Origin of the sequence: Collinsella sp. AM41-2BH (assembly GCF_003468085.1) — a bacterium.
Taxonomy (GTDB): Bacteria; Actinomycetota; Coriobacteriia; order Coriobacteriales; family Coriobacteriaceae; genus Collinsella.
Window position 1 is genome coordinate 60,650 of record NZ_QSGH01000003.1, and the last position, 16,444, is coordinate 77,093.

Below are 16,444 nucleotides of genomic sequence, written 5' to 3' on the forward strand. Positions count from 1 at the left end.
CTTTGTCACATTCCCGGAAAGCCTGTTTGGCGCAGGGCCTCGTAGAGGACGATGGCGGCGCTGTTGGAGAGGTTGAGGGCGCTGATGCGGTAGTCGTCCGGGTCGACGAAGTTGCCGCAGATATCCTGCTGAAGGATGGCTTCGTGGCTGTCCTCGGTATGCCCGAGCGATTCCTCGTGGGCTTCCCAGGCCTCGGCGTTATCGAGCGAGTCACAATCGCGCAGCATGGGGATGCGCTCGCAGCGCGCGGGCGCCGCGGCAAGCAGTGGCTCGGGAATCCCCGAGCTCTCACTGCCAAAGACCAAAAAGTCGCCGTCGCGGTAGGTGCTTTGCGCATAGGTGCGGCGCGCCTTTTTGGTCAGCAGGTGCAGGCGCTCGTCGGCGGGAGAGAGACCGTTGCGCGCAAGGAAGTCCTCCCAGCCGGCATAGGTCGTCACGTCCAAGTTTTGCCAGTAGCCCAGGCCGGCGCGACGCACTGTCTTGTCGTCGAGCGAAAACCCCAGCGGCTCCACCAGATGCAGGCGTGCGCCGGTGACCACGCAGGTGCGGCCGATATTGCCCGTATTGGCCGGAATCTCGGGCGCGTACAGCACGATGTTGAACATGAATCTCCTTGGCTCAGAACGAAAAACCACCACGAAGGGCACCTTCGTGGTGGTTTGGCGGTTACGTAGGCGGAAAAATGCCCGCTTGGATAAATCTAGGCGCGGTGCCAGTCGGTCAGGCAGGCATCGAGGGAGGCGATGAGCGCATCCTTGTCCATGTGACGGCCGATGATGCACAGGCTCGTCATGCGGTCGCCCGTCTCGTCGTCCCAAATCTGCATGATCTCGGGGTTCTCGTCGATGATCTTCTGCTTCTCGCCCTCGGGCGCGGAGTCAACGAACAGACCGTTCTCCATCAGGCGCATTTGGTGGCCGGCCTGCTCGAACATGTAGCACATGTCCGGATCGCCGGTCTGCCACAGCGGACCCTTGACGCGGATGACCTCGTCGGGCCACTCCTGCTCAACAAAATCGGTGAACTTCTGCAGGTCAAACGGCTTGCGGCGCGAGTACACAAAGGTCTCGATGTCGTACTCGAGCACCTCGGGGTCGTCGTGCTCCTCGGGATGCTCCATGGCCTCGATCCAGGCGGCGGAGTTGTAGGCGCGCATAAAGTCGAAGCGGTCGGTGTCGAGCAGCTCCTCCATGGGGACCTCGCCGTTTTGGGCCTCGATAATCACGGCGTCCTTCTGCAGGCTGCGCACAATGGCCTTAAGCTCTGCGATTTGCTCGGGGGTGACGGTGTCAGTCTTATTAAGAATCAGCGTGGAGCAAAACTCGATCTGCTGGATGAGCAGGCTCTCGATGTCGTCCTCGTCGATATCCTCGGCCAGCAGGTCGCGGCCGCCGTTGAACTCGTCGTACATGCGGGCGCAGTCGACCACGGCCACGATGTTGTCGAGCGCGAGCTTGGGCTCGCCGCCCACCTTGGCCTCGTCGCAGAAGCTCGAGATGGTGTAGGCGATGGGGATAGGCTCGCAAATACCCGAGGCCTCGATGATGATGTAGTCGAACTTGCCCGAATCGGCGATGCCCTGCAGCTGGTTGGCCAGGTCGTCCGAAAGCGTGCAGCAGATGCAGCCGTTGGTGAGCGGGATGAGGTCGTCGGTCTCGGAAAGGCCGCCGTCGGCGATAAGGCTGGCGTCGACGTTGATCTCGCCGATATCGTTGACGATCACGGCGGCGCGGATGCCGCCGTCGTTGGCGAGGATGTGGTTGAGCAGCGTGGTCTTGCCGGCACCGAGGTAGCCGGTAAGCATGATGATCTTCACGGGTTTGTTGGGCATGTGCCCTCCTTTGTTAGACATGGCTTACAGTTGAATCTTATGCCAAACGCCAGCTCTTATACCCACGCGCCGACAAATAACACAGGCTACTCCCAGGCTCCCCACACATCGGGACAATAGCCGACGGTGGCCTTTTTGCCGTTGCGCACGATGGGCTCGGCCAGAACCTGCTGGTTCTCGAGCAGCTTGTCGAAGCGCTGGCTGGGGGTAAGGTGCTGGATGAGCGCGAGTGTCTCCTCGTCCTTGGCTTTGGGGTTGAGCAGCTTGTCGATGCCGCCGACCGCCTGCATCACGCTCGTGAGCTCGCCCTTGCTCATCTCTTTTTCCTTAAGGTCAATAAACTGCACCTTAATGCGGCGCTCCTTAAAATAACGCTGGGCCTTCTTGGTATCGAAGGACTTCTTAGTCCCGAAAATTTGCACGTTCATATTTATGTTCCGCCGTTCTACCGAATAAAGTTGGTTCGCTCGCGATCGGCCTCGGGGGCTTCGATGCCGGCAGCCTTGCCCGCCTCGATGCAACGCAGGAGCCAGACCATGTTTTTGCCGATGTTTCGCATGGTGGCCAGACCCTCGGCATCTCCATCGGCCTCGCCGGGCACGCAGCCAAACACGTTGTTCCAGTACGTGGACGCTACCACAGGCATCTGGTTGATGGTGAAGTACTTATTGAGCACGTCGAAGGTCGTCGACGTACCGCCGCGACGGGCGACGGCGACGGCAGCGCCCGGCTTGTGTGCAAAAGCTTTGCTACCGGCATAGAATACGCGATCGAGTGCCGAGAGAATGCGGCCGCTGGGGTGCGCGTAGTAGACAGGCGAGCCAAAGACAAAGCCGTCGGCCTGTTCGGCGGCAGCGATCAGCTCGTTGACCACGTCGTCGTCAAAGGTGCAGCGACCGCCCAGCTTGCCACACTGGCCGCAACCGATGCAATCGCGAATAGGCTTGGCGCCCAGCTGAAACATCTCGGTATCGATGCCCTCGACGTTGAGCTGCTCGGCGACCTCGGCGAGTGCGCGGGCCGTGTTGCCGTTTGCCTTGGGGCTGCCATTGACCAAAAGAACCTTCATCACAAACTCCCTCTGCTGTCGGTGACTTCTGCAGAGGATTATCGCACGAGCGGGCAGATGGCGTGGGGCACGATGCCGGCCCCGAGGGCCCACGGCAGGCACGCTCACCAGGTACGAGCGGGATACGGTCCAGAGGATGTTGGAGTGCGGGGCCTCGTGCGAGCAGATTGTAAGGGGTCTGGGCGGGTCGCCCTCGATGGCGAGCTTTGAGGCCTTGGAAGGCGGGCTGCTGCGGCGGCTATGGTTTATACTAAGGCGGTTGCTATCGAGTAATTCATACTTGGTTTGATTCGATTGTGAATGCGTAACTAGGATGGAAAGCAAAGGAAACTCTATGGAAACAGAGGATGCTGTTTGCTTGATGACTTCGATTGCCTTGATTGTCCTTTCAATCCAATACCGAAGAGGAAGATGGCTCTGCTCAATTGCTGGATATGATGTCACAAAAAGGGAGAGCGAGATTGATATACGCCCTTACGCAAAGCTGATTTCTTCTGTGACGTTATGGATGGGGCTGCTGTTTTTCTTGTGGGCGGTAGAGGACTGGGTACGCGATTGGAATACCAGCGTTTTTGAAGTTTTGGTTCTACTTCTGTTCAGCTTGGCCTCTTTGTCGTTCGTGCGGCTCGTTAGGTTTGTGTTTATGAGGCGATAGCCAGCGGAAGTGGCTGGACGACAAAATGGACCAATGCAGCCAATTGTCAATAGAATTTGATAGGCTTGGCTTAACAGATTTACTCGAGGGCATATCCGTGGCGAGGGATAGGTTCTATCTTGTTGAGCACTTATTTGCATCAGGCAAAGTAAACCAAGAGTATCGAAACGGTGCCCCCGGGCCCCGGGAGGGACTGCGGGGACGTTCGGCTAACTGCGGGTACGACCTATTTGCCCAATGTGTTCGGTTGAGATCGGAAATTAACCATCATGCGCCCCATAACGCTAGTCCAGCTTGGTGCCCGGTACTTGTGGTGCCTCTTCAAGTAGCGCTTTGAGCTCGTTCAAAATGGAAACGGGCTGTCGGTCGACGGCATCTAGATGAAGTGTGGCCACACGAATGGGCGGCTGATATTCAAATGAGCCAAAGAGTACGGGCGACCCCAAGAACCGCTCGATTTCTTCTGCGACCGCGTCGGTCTCTTCGGGATCGAGCTCGTCAAAGAGCGCCACGAACATCGGTCCGGTCGAGCGGAACAGACGGCCCTTGCCGCGCGAACAGTCCATGAGGCAGGCGGCACTTTCTGCCAAAACGCGGTCGCCCGCATCAAAGCCAAAGCGGGCATTGACCTTGGCGATGTCGTCGATTTTGATGGCGACCAGGCCTGCCTTGCGCGCCACGCGACGCATTTCGCCAATGGCGTTGACCAGGGCGTGGATATCGCCCAGGCCGGTCACGGAATCGGTCGTATCCGCCAAGCTTCGGTTGATGATAATGCCCACATACATGTTGGGCTCGGTTTCGGTGCTATCCAAGCGGTAGCCCGTACACTCGCACAGCGCATATTTACCAGCGGTATTCATGACGCGATACTGCATGTAATGGAAGTGCCACGCGCCGTTTACCACCATATCGAGCTCGCTGCGCACGTTGTCGCGGTCCTCGGGGTGAACGCGGGCGAGCCACATATCGAGCGAGTTATAGGGATGCTGGGAGGGCAGGTCAAAATCGCGCACGGCATTAATCGACCATTGCGATTCGCCGGTATCGAGGTTAAGGATAAACGGATAGCGCGTCTCGGAGCTCATGGAGATCGCTTGGAACACCCGGTCGTTGCAGGGAGGCTGATCGGCGATCGGGCGCATGGATGCGTCGTTTTCCTTCGGCTGCTGCACACGGTACATGAGCTTGTAGCGATACATTTTGCGGTCGGCGTCCTTTGTCATCTGGCGACGCGTATCGCCTGCAAGCGGGTCGACGCGCGAGCAGCCAAAACTAAAGCTGGCGATCATGGGCGCCTTGCCGTCCGATGTTGCCTCGATAAGATTGGCACGCGTCCGCTCCAGGCGCTGCTCGAGCTCGGCTTCGTCTGTCGTGGGGGATATAAGTACAAATTCGTCTCCACCGATACGGAACAGCAACTCATCGGGCTCCATTGTCTCGGTGAGTGCACGGCAGATGTTCAGGATGTAGCGATTACCCTCGGTGTGGCCAAACTTATCGTTGCAATGCTTAAGGCGGTCGATATCGATATAGGCGCAGGTGAAGGGGGTGCCTTTGCGCCAGAGCTGATCGACGTGGCGGTCGAGTCCGCCACGGTTGCCAAGATTGGTGAGCGAGTCGATATAGGCGCCGCGCTCAAGCAGCTCGCGTTCTTGCTGCAGGATGGCAAATGTCTTCTGTAGCTGCTCGCCGATGGCGCACAGCTCCGGGGGCAGCGCGGCAACATCGAGCTCGGTGGTTGAGGCCCCGTTCGCAAGCCGCTGAAGATGAGCGATGATTGATTGCTCGCCCAGGCGATACGACTCGTTCATGATGGATGACCTCCTTGAATGGAACAATGGTTTGTATCTTACTCCCAATTCGGTTTAGATTGGGGTATTAGTTAGCTCATGGGAACAAACGCTCCCTCGACGGTGGCGTTTGCGCACGAGCGTATTAGTTGTTGTCGCCACCATCGAGTAACGCCTCAAAATCCTTTGCCGGCATGGGGCGGTAGTAGAGAAAGCCCTGAGCGTAGCGGGCGCCCATTTGGCGCAGCACGTTCGCCTGCTCATCGGTCTCGACGCCTTCGATCACAACGGGCAGATGGAGCGACTGCGCCATCTCGAGCATTGATGAAACGATTTGCGCGCTACGGCCTTGATCGCCGTCGGCGGGTACAAACGTGCGATCGAGCTTGATGACGTCGACGTTGACGTTCTTGAGCATCGCGAGCGTGGACTGGCCGGTGCCAAAATCGTCCATATAGGTCGAGAAGCCGCGGGTGTGCAGGTCGGCCGTTAGTTTATTCACGGCCTCGGACTCTCCCGTATAAGCTGTCTCGGTAATCTCGATGCGCATGAGCTCGGGCGGCAGGTTGTATTGGGCGGCGAGCGCCCCCATATGCTCGGCAACGTCGCAGGCAAGGATATCCACGCGCGACACATTAAGCGAGATCGGAACTACGCGCAGCCCTCGATCGATGCACTCACGCAGCCACAAGGCAACGCCCTGCCAAACGTATTTGTCGAGCGTCACCACAAAACCGCTTTCCTCGAGAGTGGGGATAAAGGTGGCGGGCGAAATGAGGGAGCCATCCTTGTCGATCCAGCGCGTGAGCGCTTCGGCGCCAATGATCTCGCCGGTTTCCATGTCGACCTGGGGCTGCAGGTAGTAGGTAATACGGCCGTTGGAGAGCGCATATTGGAATTCGGTCAGCATGCGGTGGAACGCGATTTCGCGCTCGTACTCCTCGGGGCGGAAAATGGCAATACGCTCCTTAAAGTCGTTTTTTGCGCGCCGATTGGTAAACATGGCCTTGGCCTGCGCATCGATGGTGATTTTCTCGTTGGAGTCGATGGGGTAGACGCCCATGGACGGCCAGAATCCCACGCCGTCATCATACTTGGCCACGGCCTGGCGAACGCGGCTATAGATCTGATGGACGGTGTCGTGTTCAAAGGGGATGAGTATGCAAAAGTCGTCTTGGCCCCAGTACCCTGCGACGCCCATGTCGGCATTCTCGATGTCTTTGAGGACCGTGCCCACATCGGCGAGCATGCGGTCGCCCTCGGCCTGTCCGTGCCATTCGTTGAACAGTCGCATGTGTCCCATATCGACGGTGGCGATACACCAGGCGCTGTTGCGCCTTGTCTCGAGAAATTCGTTGGCGCGGCGCATAAACTCGCTGGGTCGATAGAGACCCGTGAGCGGATCGATGCGTTCGGCGATGGCGCTTTTGCGCTCCACCTCGGGTATGGGGAGGCTGTCGTTGGGAACAAGCCCGCCGGCCGTGCGAATGCGACGGTCGAGTTCGCCTAAAACGGCGGCCGTTTGATTGGTCAGGTGCTCGTAAAAGGCCGGAACGACAAGACAGACGGGGGTAATGGTGTCGTCCGCGATTCGAACGGGAGCGAAAACGGCCTCTTTGAGATGTTGGATCAGTTGCTCGAATGCTTCGTGATCCAAATTGTTGCTAAGCACGACGAACTGGGCGTTGCGTGAGCGGAAGACGCGACTCCTGCCGCGAGTAATCGACAGCATGCGGCCTGCGTATTCGGCGAGCATGTTGTCGACGGCCTCGGCCCCGTAGAGCTCGTTGAGCTTGGCCGTGCCGCGAACGCGCACTGCTATAAGCCCCGTCTCGCAACGGTCGCGACGGCAGGCATCGATAGCGTTGATCAGCGTGCGCTGCGTTCCGAGACCCGTGGCGGCGTCGACGGTCTCGGCAAGCGAGTGGTTGACGAGCTCGCCGACATAGAGCGAGGGGACATTTCCGTCGCCGTCGATACGAAACCCGCGAGCACGGCCGAGGATGTAGTCGCCGGCGGCATTGCGCACGCGGTACTGCATGACGTGGCGATGTTTGGAGCCGTCATAGATTTGGTCGATGTCGTTGGTATAGGCCTCAAGGTCATCGGGATGGACACGCGTTTTCCAGTAATCGTGGCAGTTGTCTATATGCTCCGAAGGAAGGCCAAGATCGCGCAAGGCGCCTTGTGACCAAAGGGTTCGATGTTTGTCCAAGTTCTCGATAAAGAAATATCGGCCTTCGTTGAGCATCGAAAGGGCGTCGAAAATGCGATCGCTTATTTCGAAGTCGTCGGTGTGGGCTTGTGCGATATTGCGTCGATCAAGGTGCACGGCATGACGTAGCTTGTAGTCGTACATGCGATGGTCGGCATCGTTCGTCAAGCGATTGGGGGCTTCGCCCAGGGCGGGGTCGGCGTGTGCCACTCCGTAGCTAAACGAGTGAGGCATCTTGGAAGCGTTGTTTTCGAGCAGTACCGTTCGGCAGTGTTCCAGACGTTCGGCAAGGTCGTCCTCGGTCGCAATCGTAGATAGGATGGCGAACTCGTCGCCCCCCAGACGAAATGCCGCCTCGTCCACCTTCATATACAGTTTGAGATAGAGGCTCACCTGCAAGATATAGCGGTTACCCTCGTCATGTCCAAAGATGTCGTTGCAGTGCTTAAGGTTATCGATGTCGATAAACGCCATGGTCACGGGCAGTTCCTGCTCCCAGAGTTCCTCTAAGGAACGGGTAAAGCCGCCGCGGTTGCCAAGTCCGGTGAGCTCGTCGGTAAAGGCGGTCCTGATCAGATCGTCCTGACGCTCCAGAAGGCCACGGATGGTCTTTTCGAGCGTTTCGGTATTATTGCTGGCGTTATCCATACTGTAAGCGGCTTTCTGAGGTCGGGGCGGATTGCGTCGGGCGAGCTCGTTGTGCACATGCGTTGCTGCTCAACGCCTTGCGTGTTTCCAAGCCCCCGCCTTGCTGCGTCGTTGGGTTTATTTGTCGGTTCGTGCTCTCGGCTGATAACTACTGAGTAGTATAAACAAGTGTATGGAATTATGTAGGGGTGCCCATGTTGCGGGCGGCCATTATTCGCCAAACGGTAACGCGACGATGTTCGATGAAAATGCGACTGAGACGATATTTGTTGATGGGTATACTTGTTCCGTTTTAAAACGCAGGAACGGAGATGGTCGCATGGCACAGCCAGATACGACGCGCACGGTGGGGCTCGCGCTCGAGGGAGGCGGCTACCGCGGTATGTATACGGCGGGCGTGCTCGACGTATGGATGGAGCACGGCTTGACCTGCGACCATATGGTGGGCGTCTCGGCGGGCGCGGCGTTTGGCTACAACTTTAAATCGCGCCAAATCGGCCGTGCCATTCGCTACAACAAGGCCTATTGCGCTGACAAGCGCTATGCGAGCGTGACGAGCTGGCTGCGAACCGGTGACATGTTCAATGCCGAGTTTGCCTATCACGAGGTGCCCATCGAGCGCGATCCCATCGACCTGGAGGCTTATCGTGCCTGCCCCATGCGGTTTACCTGCGTGTGCACCGATCTTAAGACGGGGCGGGCCGTCTACCATGACCTGCCTTACGGTGATGAGCATGATATCGAGTGGATCCGGGCGTCGTCGGCGATTCCCGTGGCAACACGACCCGTTGCCATTGAGGGGCACAAGTACCTGGATGGCGGCGTTGCCGATTCCATTCCCAGCGCATGGCTGTTTGCGCAGGGCTATGACCGCAACGTGGTGGTGCTGACGCAGCCGGCGGGCTTTGTAAAGCAGCCCAATAGCGTGATGCCTATGCTGCGTCGCGTGTATCGTCACTATCCGGAGTTTGTTGCGGCGCTTGAGCACCGGCACGAGGTATATAACGCCACGCTCGACGACCTGGCGCGTCGCGAGGCCGCTGGCGAGATCTTTGTGGTGCGGCCGAGCGAATCGGTGAAGGTGCCGTCGCTGTGCCGCGAGCCCGAGGAACTCGAACGCATCTATCAGATCGGCCGTCGCGATGCGGAGGCGACGCTGCCCGCGCTGGAAGCGTATCTGGCGGGGTAGGGCAAGCTGCCGTGGACTCGGCGGAAAGCGCGTCCCAGAATGAGCGCTCAGAACGGGTTACAGTTTCCCAAACGGTGGGGTTTCGGAAAGTACGTCCCGGAATATGCGTTCAGACTGGGATGCGGTTTCCCGTTGAGCCTCTATATGGAAAGCGCATCCCAGAATGGAGGTCCAAACTGGGATGCGCTTTCCATTGCTGAAGATATGAGGCTGCGGAGCGGGTGCTCAGCCTATGCCTATGCCTGCTGCCAGGTGTCGACGAGCTCCTTGGCGGCGGCGTAGGGGTCGTCGGCGCTGCAGACGGCGCTCACCACAAAGAAGCCGTCGACGCCGGTGGACTTGAGTTGCGGCAGATCGGCCGTCTTGACGCCGCCGCCCACCACAATGGGGACGGGGCTTGCCGCATGGAGGGCGGCCAGGTCCTCAAAGCTCTTGGTGATGATGGAGCCGTCGGCCGCACGTCCGCAGTCGCGCTTGGTTTCGGTCTCGTGGAGCGGGCCTACGCCCAGGTAATCGACCAGGCTCATGTCGGCGGTCTTGACGTACTCGAGCATCTCCTCGCAGCGGGCCGAAAGACCCACGATGGCATCGGGGCCCAAAAGTTTGCGGCAGACCTCGACGGGGATGTCGCTCTGGCCAACATGCACGCCGTCGACGGCAATACCCTGCTCGCGTGCGGCAAGTACGCAGTCAAGGCGGTCGTCGATCAGCAGCGCGACCTGCCCGGTTTTGCCGGCCTGAGCGATGGCCTGCGCGGCATCGCCCGTCAGTGCGATGATCTCGCGGGCGCTTGCCACCTTGGAACGCACCTGAATGCAGGTAAAGCCGGCGTCGAGCGCCTGGGCCACCACATCGCCCACGGGGCGTCCGAGGGTGTTTTCGGGGCCGAGTACCAGATAGGCCGAGATATCAAGGTTGTCGCGGATGCTCACTGTGCTTCCTCCTGCTTTTTGATCTGCGCTTCCATGCGCTCGAGCTTGCCAGTCATGGTGTCGGTAAATCCGGGTCGAATATCGGCCTTGAGCACGACTTCGGTGCGGATGTCCTTGCTCGCCAACACAAAGGTTGCGTCGCGCACGACCTGCATGACTTCGTCCCAGTCACCCTCGATCTCGGTGAACATCGAGGTGGTGCGGTTGGGAAGGCCGCTCTCGCGAATGACGCGTACGACCTCGGCGACCTCGGCGGACAGCTCGTCGCCGGTGCCGCACGGGGCGATGGCTACGGCGACGAGTGTGTTCATGCCGGCATCGGTTGCGGGCTCGGACATGGCTTATGCCTCCTCGAGCTCGAGTCGGTTATCGGCAATGTCCTGGGCGGTCGCGCGGTAGAGCTCGTCGATAAAGGTGACCTTAAAGCTTGCCGGGGCATCGGCGACAGCGGCGGCACGCGTGCCGGCAACGTTGTAGACGGCGGCACCGCAGACGGCTGCCGTAAACGGATCGGCGGCGCAGGCATACACGGCCAGCACGCCGCCCTGCGAGCAGCCGCAACCGGTGATCTTGGACATGAGCGGGCTGCCGCCGTGGGACTTGGCCACGGTTGTGCCGTCGGTAATCAGGTCGACTTCGCCCGAGACCACAACGGCGCCGCCGGTGTAGCGGGCGAGCGCCACGGCGGCATCGCGGGCAGCGTCTACCGTGTCGGTGGTATCGACACCGCGTACGCGGCTCAGGTCGGCCGCCTCGCCCTCAAGGCCCCACAGGCCGGCGAGTGCGATGATCTCGGAGGCGTTGCCGCGCACGATGGCGGGCTTGTACTGCTTGAGTTCGCCTACCAGCTGGGTGCGCAGGCTGCCGATGCCCAGGCCCACCGGATCGAGCACCCAGGGCTTGCCGGCGTCGTGTGCCGCCTTGGCCGCGCGGGGAATCGTCTGCTCGTAGATGGGGAAGAGCGTACCCATATTGAGATAGATGGCGCCGCCGCCGGCAACGAGTGCCTCGCCCTCGTCGGGCAGATAGACCATGGCGGCCGATCCGCCCACGGCGAGCTGTGCGTTGGCGACAAAGTCAATCGTCACCGTGTTGGTGATGGAGCCTGCCATCGGATTGGTGGCGCGAATCTCCCCCACGGCCTTGACCACATTTTGCTTAAGCTGTTTCGAATCGATCACTGCACATGCCTCCTTGGCATAGAAAAGGGGCGCTGTGCATAGACAGCGCCCCTAAAAAGGCGGCATGCTCCCTACGCCAGCATTAACTGACAGGTTCAAAGGATTGGGCCCCATGCCCTCTCAGCCTTGTGGTTTGCACCGCCGGCACTCCCGCATCGAATCTGTTGACCCTATACTAGCGCACCTGCCAAAAAGGGACAGGTTTATTTTGGCAGGTAACAACTGGGGCTTTGCGTTTCCCCAGATAAAACCTGCCAAAATAAACCTGTCCCTTTTTGGCAGGTCGGTACAATAGACGGGATAAAGAATGACCGAGGGGGCCTTATGATCAAACTTGTGCTGACCGATATGGACGATACGCTGATTCCGGCCGGGCATGACGGCGCCAGCGACTATGCCATCGAGGGCATTCATGCCATGCAGGCGGCGGGTCTGCACTTTGGTCCGGTTTCGGGTCGTCAGCCGTCTGCGATGGGCTGGATGTTTAAAAATCGTTCCGAGTGCTATTCGACCGGCGCATTCTGTAACGGCCAGGTCATGTTTGTCGACGGCGAGGCGGTCGCCTCGCGTGCGACCGATAGCGACGCACTAATGCGTTTAGCCGCCTATCTGGAAGAAGAAACCGACGATACCTATCTGAAGGTCTACAGCTTAGGTGATGACTTTTGGGATAACGATGCCTATTGCGTGACACGTGATGCCGAGCGTGTGCGTCGCGCTATGGAATCGGGCGGCAATGCGTGGCTCAAGGGCGAAGAGGCCCCGTGCCGCCCTGTCGTCGATGATGCGCCGGTGTTCAAGGCGAATATCTGGAGCGCCCGTTCGCGTGAGGAGCTCGCGGAGCTACGCGAGCGCGTTGCCGCCGAGGTGCCGGAGCTCTCGCTTGTGTTTCCCAACAACCGTGTGCGCCTGTTCGACATCCTTCCGGCTGGTTGGGACAAGGGCTGCGCTGCGCTGGAGCTGGCGCGCGCTTTGGGCCTAACGCCCGACGAGGTGGCCGTATTTGGCGATTCCGATAACGACCTGCCCATGATCGATGCCGTTCCCAACTCCGTTGCGGTCGCCAATGCCAACGAGGCCGTCACGGTTGCCGCACGCTGGCATATCGGCGCTGCGGCAGACGATGCGGTTGCCGCAGCGCTGCATCAGATTGCCGCCTGCGCCGCGACGGGGGAGATGCCGTCGTTTATGCGTCAGGCAGATGCGGCGGGTTCGGGTATCGCGGACGTCTAGGGAGGCCATCATGAAGCTCCAGCAGCTCAGATATGTCGTTAAAGTTGCCGAATGCGGCAGCATCACCGAGGCCTCGCGCCGGCTCTTTGTGTCGCAGCCTTCGATTACCGCGTCGATCCGCGATCTCGAAAACGAGATGGGTGTGCACATCTTTGAGCGCACCAACAAGGGCGTCATTGTGTCCGAGGAGGGCGAGACCTTCTTGGGCTATGCGCGCCAGGTACTCGACCAGGCCGACCTGCTCGAGGGCAAGTACAAAGGCACGTCCGAGCAGGTGCCGCACTTTAGTGTGAGCTGCCAGCATTATTCCTTTGCCGTTAATGCGTTTGTCGATGTAATCCGCGAGTTCGATGCCGCGCGCTACGACTTTACCCTACGCGAGGAGCAGACCCACGAGATTATCGAGGATGTCGCGCACATGAAAAGCGAGCTGGGCATCCTATATCTGTCCGAGCACAACCGCGAGGTCATCGAGCGCATGCTGGCGGCCAACGAGCTCGTGTTCGAAGGGCTCTTCTGTGCCACGCCGCATGTCTTCGTCTGCGCCGACCATCCGTTGGCGGACCGCTCCAGCGTGACGCTCGAGGATCTGGAAGACTACCCGTTCCTGTCCTATGAGCAGGGCAGCTATAACTCGTTTTATTATTCCGAGGAGCTGACCTCGACGTTCGAGCGTCGCAAAAATATCCGCGTGCGCGACCGTGCGACGTTGTTCAATTTGGCCATGGGCCTCAACGGCTACACGGTATGCTCGGGCGTGATCAGCCATGAGCTCAACGGCCCCGGCATTATCTCGATTCCGCTCGACGTGGACGAGTACATGGAGATCGGCATCATCACGCGCAAGAACACGACACTTACGCGCTACGGGCAGGCCTATATCGAAGCGATTCGTCAGCACATCTAGACTACTGCGTTCTGCACGGGTCAAATCTCTTTATGGCAGTCCAAACTGATATAGGAAGCATCTATATCAAACTGTTATAAACATATATTTTACGATGTCCATATGAGCGCTCATACTCTGTCCCAGTAAAGCAACCAATGCAAAGGGAGATATCTATGAGCACTTCGATTCAACCGAACGCGCCGTTTCGTGCCGATATCGTCGGCAGTTTTCTTCGTCCGCAGGCTGTAAAGGACGCCCGTGCCGCCTATGTCGCGGGTAAACTCGACGCTTCCGGCCTTAAGGCCGTCGAGGACGAGGCCATCCGCGACTTAGTGGCCAAGCAGAAGGCTGCCGGCCTGCAGGTGATTACCGATGGCGAGTTCCGCCGCAGCTACTGGCACCTCGATTTTATGTGGGGCCTCAACGGCATTGAGCGCCGCGCCTCGCGCACGGGCTACATGTTCCACGATGAGGAGACTACCGCCGACACCGCCGTGGTAACCGGTCCCATTAGCGGCGAGAATCATCCGTTCGTCGAGCACTTCAAATTTATCAAGTCGCTCGAGGGAGAGGGCCAGGTCGCGCGCCAGACCATTCCGGCGCCGATCCAGACGTTCTCCGAAGTCACACTCGACCGCTGCGATGGCCAGCAGGAGAGTCTGCACGCCGTCTACAAGACCGACGAAGAGCTCGTCGATGCCATTGCCGCAGCATACCGCACCGTGATTGCTGACCTGTATGCCGCGGGCTGCCGCAACATCCAGTTTGATGACTGCACCTGGGGCATCTACTGCGATACCGATTTTGTTGCCAAAACCGGCATGAGCCCGGTCGACCTGCAAAAGGTAAGCGAGCTGGGCGTGGCGCTCAACAATGCTGCCATCGAGGGCAAGCCCGACGATCTGGTTATCAACACGCATGTATGCCGCGGCAACTACCACTCCACCTACGCTTTTGAGGGCGGCTACGACCCCATCGCGCCGTACCTGTTTGCGCATGAGGACGTTGACGCGTTCTATCTGGAGTTCGACACGCCCCGCGCCGGTGGTTTTGAGCCGCTCAAGTACGTTGCTCCCGGCAAGAAGGTCGTGCTGGGCTTGGTGACCACCAAGGCGGCAGAGCTCGAGAACGAGGATGTTATCGTCGAGCGCATCCGCGAGGCGGCAAAGTACGTGCCGCTCGAGAACCTGTATCTGTCTCCGCAGTGTGGCTTTGCCAGCTGCGAGATTGGCAATAAGCTGACCGAGGACGAGCAGTGGGCAAAGATTGCGCTGGTCAGGCGTATTGCCGAGCGCGTTTGGAAATAGCGCTAGCGTTTGCAGGTGGCGGCGCGTGCGAGGTACTGCATATCGCGTACAATGGTTCGGATCGTATCGTTCGGGCAGGTTATCCGATATGCCCGGGCGCCCTTCCATTATGAAAGGACATCCATGTCCCAATCCTCGACGCCCGCCGTCGCCGATGCCATCTACGATGCGTCGTCGCTCGGCCGCCCGCGCATGTCTGTGTTGGGTTTGCAACACATGTTTGCGATGTTCGGAGCCACGGTGCTCGTGCCCGTGCTCACCGGCCTTTCCGTTTCGGCGACGCTTCTGTTCGCCGGCATCGGCACGCTGCTGTTTCATTTTCTATCGCGCGGTAAGGTGCCCGCGTTCCTGGGCTCCTCGTTTGCCTTTATCGCGGGTTATGCCGCCATTGCGCCCAACGGCGAGGCTGAGCTTTTGCCCTACGCTTGCCTGGGCGTAGCTTGTGCCGGCCTGCTCTATCCGGTGCTTGCGGCCCTGTTCCGCGCCTTTGGCGCCAAGCGTGTCATGCGTTTCTTCCCGCCGGTGGTGACTGGCCCCATCGTCATTTCCATCGGCTTGATCCTGGCAAGCTCTGCCATTGCTAACTGCCAGACCAACTGGTTTGTTGCTGCTATTGCCGTTGCCGTGATCATCATCTGCAACATTTGGGGTCGCGGCATGGTCAAGATCGTGCCGATTCTGCTGGGCGTTGTGGTGAGCTATGCCGTTGCGGCCGCGCTGGGCGAGGTCGACTTCTCTGGCGTCGCAGCCGCCCCCTGGGTTGGCTTGCCCGTCGTGTGGGACAACACCGTGTTTGCGCTCTTTGGACCGCAGTTCGATAGCAGTCTTGCCACGACGGCCATCATCACCATCATGCCACTGGCCTTTGCGACCATGATTGAGCACATTGGAGATATTTCCGCCATTGGCTCTACCTGCGAACGCAATTACATTGCCGATCCCGGTCTGCACCGTACCCTGCTCGGCGATGGCCTGGCGACTATCTTGGCATCGCTCTTTGGCGCTCCTGCCAATACGACGTATGGTGAGAACACCGGTGTGCTTGCCCTGACGCGCGTGTTCGACCCGCGCGTGATTCGCATTGCCGCCTGCTGTGCCATTGTGCTTTCGTTCTGCCCCAAGTTTGCTGCGGTGATTGCCGCCATGCCGGCGTGCGTTATCGGCGGTGTGTCGCTCGTGCTCTACGGCATGATCAGCGCCGTTGGTGTACGTAACCTCATCGAGAACCAGGTTGATTTCCAGAACAACCGCAACGTGCTGGTGGCGGCTCTGGTGCTCGTGCTTTCGCTCGGCATTGCCTACAGTACCACCGGCGCCATCGTGCTGGAGCTGGGCGGCGTGACGATTTCGCTTTCGGGCCTTGCCGTGGGCTCGCTGGTGGGCATTGTGCTCAACGCCATCCTGCCCGGTAACGACTTTGAGTTCGATACTTCCGAGCTTGAGGAGACTGCTGAATAGCAGCTGCGTTCAGCCAAATTAAAAATGGCGTCCATGCGTATGTA

Annotated in this window: 15 protein-coding genes and 1 riboswitch; of the genes, 6 read left to right on the forward strand and 9 right to left on the reverse strand. The window is 59.3% G+C overall.

Annotated elements, in window-relative coordinates; all coding sequences use genetic code 11:
- Positions 1–5: 5 nt before the first annotated feature.
- The 4 genes from DW899_RS02495 to DW899_RS02510 all read right to left on the reverse strand — a co-directional run bounded on the left by DW899_RS02495 (position 6) and on the right by DW899_RS02510 (position 2,900).
- Positions 6–605, reverse strand: a complete 600-nt coding sequence (locus DW899_RS02495) for a tRNA (cytidine(34)-2'-O)-methyltransferase (protein WP_117799897.1) — start codon at positions 603–605, stop codon at positions 6–8.
- A gap of 95 nt (positions 606–700) precedes the next feature.
- Complete coding sequence (locus DW899_RS02500) at positions 701–1,831, reverse strand: GTP-binding protein (protein ID WP_117799898.1); 1,131 nt, start codon at positions 1,829–1,831, stop codon at positions 701–703.
- Positions 1,832–1,917: 86 nt separating this feature from the next.
- Complete coding sequence (locus DW899_RS02505; protein WP_055252194.1) at positions 1,918–2,259, reverse strand: arsenate reductase family protein; 342 nt, start codon at positions 2,257–2,259, stop codon at positions 1,918–1,920.
- 17 nt (positions 2,260–2,276) lie between these two features.
- On the reverse strand, positions 2,277–2,900 hold the full coding sequence (locus DW899_RS02510) for a flavodoxin family protein (RefSeq protein ID WP_055252193.1): 624 nt from the start codon (positions 2,898–2,900) through the stop codon (positions 2,277–2,279).
- Positions 2,901–3,234: 334 nt separating this feature from the next.
- Between DW899_RS02510 and DW899_RS02515 the strand changes: the two genes are divergently transcribed.
- Positions 3,235–3,555 (forward strand): DUF3784 domain-containing protein, encoded by a 321-nt coding sequence (locus DW899_RS02515; protein WP_055252192.1) that lies wholly within the window; start codon positions 3,235–3,237, stop codon positions 3,553–3,555.
- Between the two features lie 284 nt (positions 3,556–3,839).
- Here the strand turns inward: DW899_RS02515 and DW899_RS02520 are convergent, their stop codons facing one another.
- Positions 3,840–5,369 carry a diguanylate cyclase domain-containing protein gene (locus DW899_RS02520; RefSeq protein WP_117799899.1) on the reverse strand — a complete coding sequence of 510 codons (1,530 nt, stop codon included), beginning with the start codon at positions 5,367–5,369 and terminating at the stop codon, positions 3,840–3,842.
- A 124-nt stretch (positions 5,370–5,493) separates the two neighbouring features.
- On the reverse strand, positions 5,494–8,211 hold the full coding sequence (locus tag DW899_RS02525) for an EAL domain-containing protein (RefSeq protein WP_117799900.1): 2,718 nt from the start codon (positions 8,209–8,211) through the stop codon (positions 5,494–5,496).
- Positions 8,212–8,530: 319 nt separating this feature from the next.
- Between DW899_RS02525 and DW899_RS02530 the strand changes: the two genes are divergently transcribed.
- On the forward strand, positions 8,531–9,400 hold the full coding sequence (locus tag DW899_RS02530; RefSeq protein WP_117736477.1) for a patatin family protein: 870 nt from the start codon (positions 8,531–8,533) through the stop codon (positions 9,398–9,400).
- Between the two features lie 236 nt (positions 9,401–9,636).
- On the opposite strand, the gene DW899_RS02535 is transcribed toward DW899_RS02530, so the two are convergent.
- From DW899_RS02535 to thiM, 3 genes are read right to left on the reverse strand one after another with little or no spacing between them, the layout of a single operon-like run.
- Positions 9,637–10,332, reverse strand: coding sequence for a thiamine phosphate synthase (locus tag DW899_RS02535; RefSeq protein WP_117799901.1), 696 nt, complete (start codon positions 10,330–10,332; stop codon positions 9,637–9,639).
- Positions 10,329–10,670 (reverse strand): thiamine-binding protein, encoded by a 342-nt coding sequence (locus DW899_RS02540; protein ID WP_233539874.1) that lies wholly within the window; start codon positions 10,668–10,670, stop codon positions 10,329–10,331. Before DW899_RS02540 ends, DW899_RS02535 begins: the two co-directional genes overlap by 4 nt.
- A gap of 3 nt (positions 10,671–10,673) precedes the next feature.
- A complete protein-coding gene (gene thiM / locus DW899_RS02545) occupies positions 10,674–11,513 on the reverse strand; it encodes a hydroxyethylthiazole kinase (protein WP_117799902.1) in 840 nt (279 codons plus the stop codon).
- Between the two features lie 51 nt (positions 11,514–11,564).
- A riboswitch (TPP riboswitch) is annotated at positions 11,565–11,675 on the reverse strand.
- A gap of 162 nt (positions 11,676–11,837) precedes the next feature.
- Between thiM and DW899_RS02550 the strand changes: the two genes are divergently transcribed.
- The 4 genes from DW899_RS02550 (at position 11,838) to DW899_RS02565 (ending at position 16,400) form a co-directional block, all read left to right on the forward strand.
- A complete protein-coding gene (locus tag DW899_RS02550) occupies positions 11,838–12,746 on the forward strand; it encodes an HAD-IIB family hydrolase (protein ID WP_117776043.1) in 909 nt (302 codons plus the stop codon).
- 10 nt (positions 12,747–12,756) lie between these two features.
- The gene (locus DW899_RS02555) at positions 12,757–13,653 is read left to right on the forward strand and encodes a LysR family transcriptional regulator (RefSeq protein WP_117776044.1); all 897 of its coding nucleotides are present in this window, start codon (positions 12,757–12,759) and stop codon (positions 13,651–13,653) included.
- 155 nt (positions 13,654–13,808) lie between these two features.
- Positions 13,809–14,942 carry a 5-methyltetrahydropteroyltriglutamate--homocysteine S-methyltransferase gene (locus DW899_RS02560; RefSeq protein WP_233539875.1) on the forward strand — a complete coding sequence of 378 codons (1,134 nt, stop codon included), beginning with the start codon at positions 13,809–13,811 and terminating at the stop codon, positions 14,940–14,942.
- 123 nt (positions 14,943–15,065) lie between these two features.
- Positions 15,066–16,400, forward strand: coding sequence for a uracil-xanthine permease family protein (locus DW899_RS02565; protein WP_117799904.1), 1,335 nt, complete (start codon positions 15,066–15,068; stop codon positions 16,398–16,400).
- Positions 16,401–16,444: the final 44 nt, after the last annotated feature.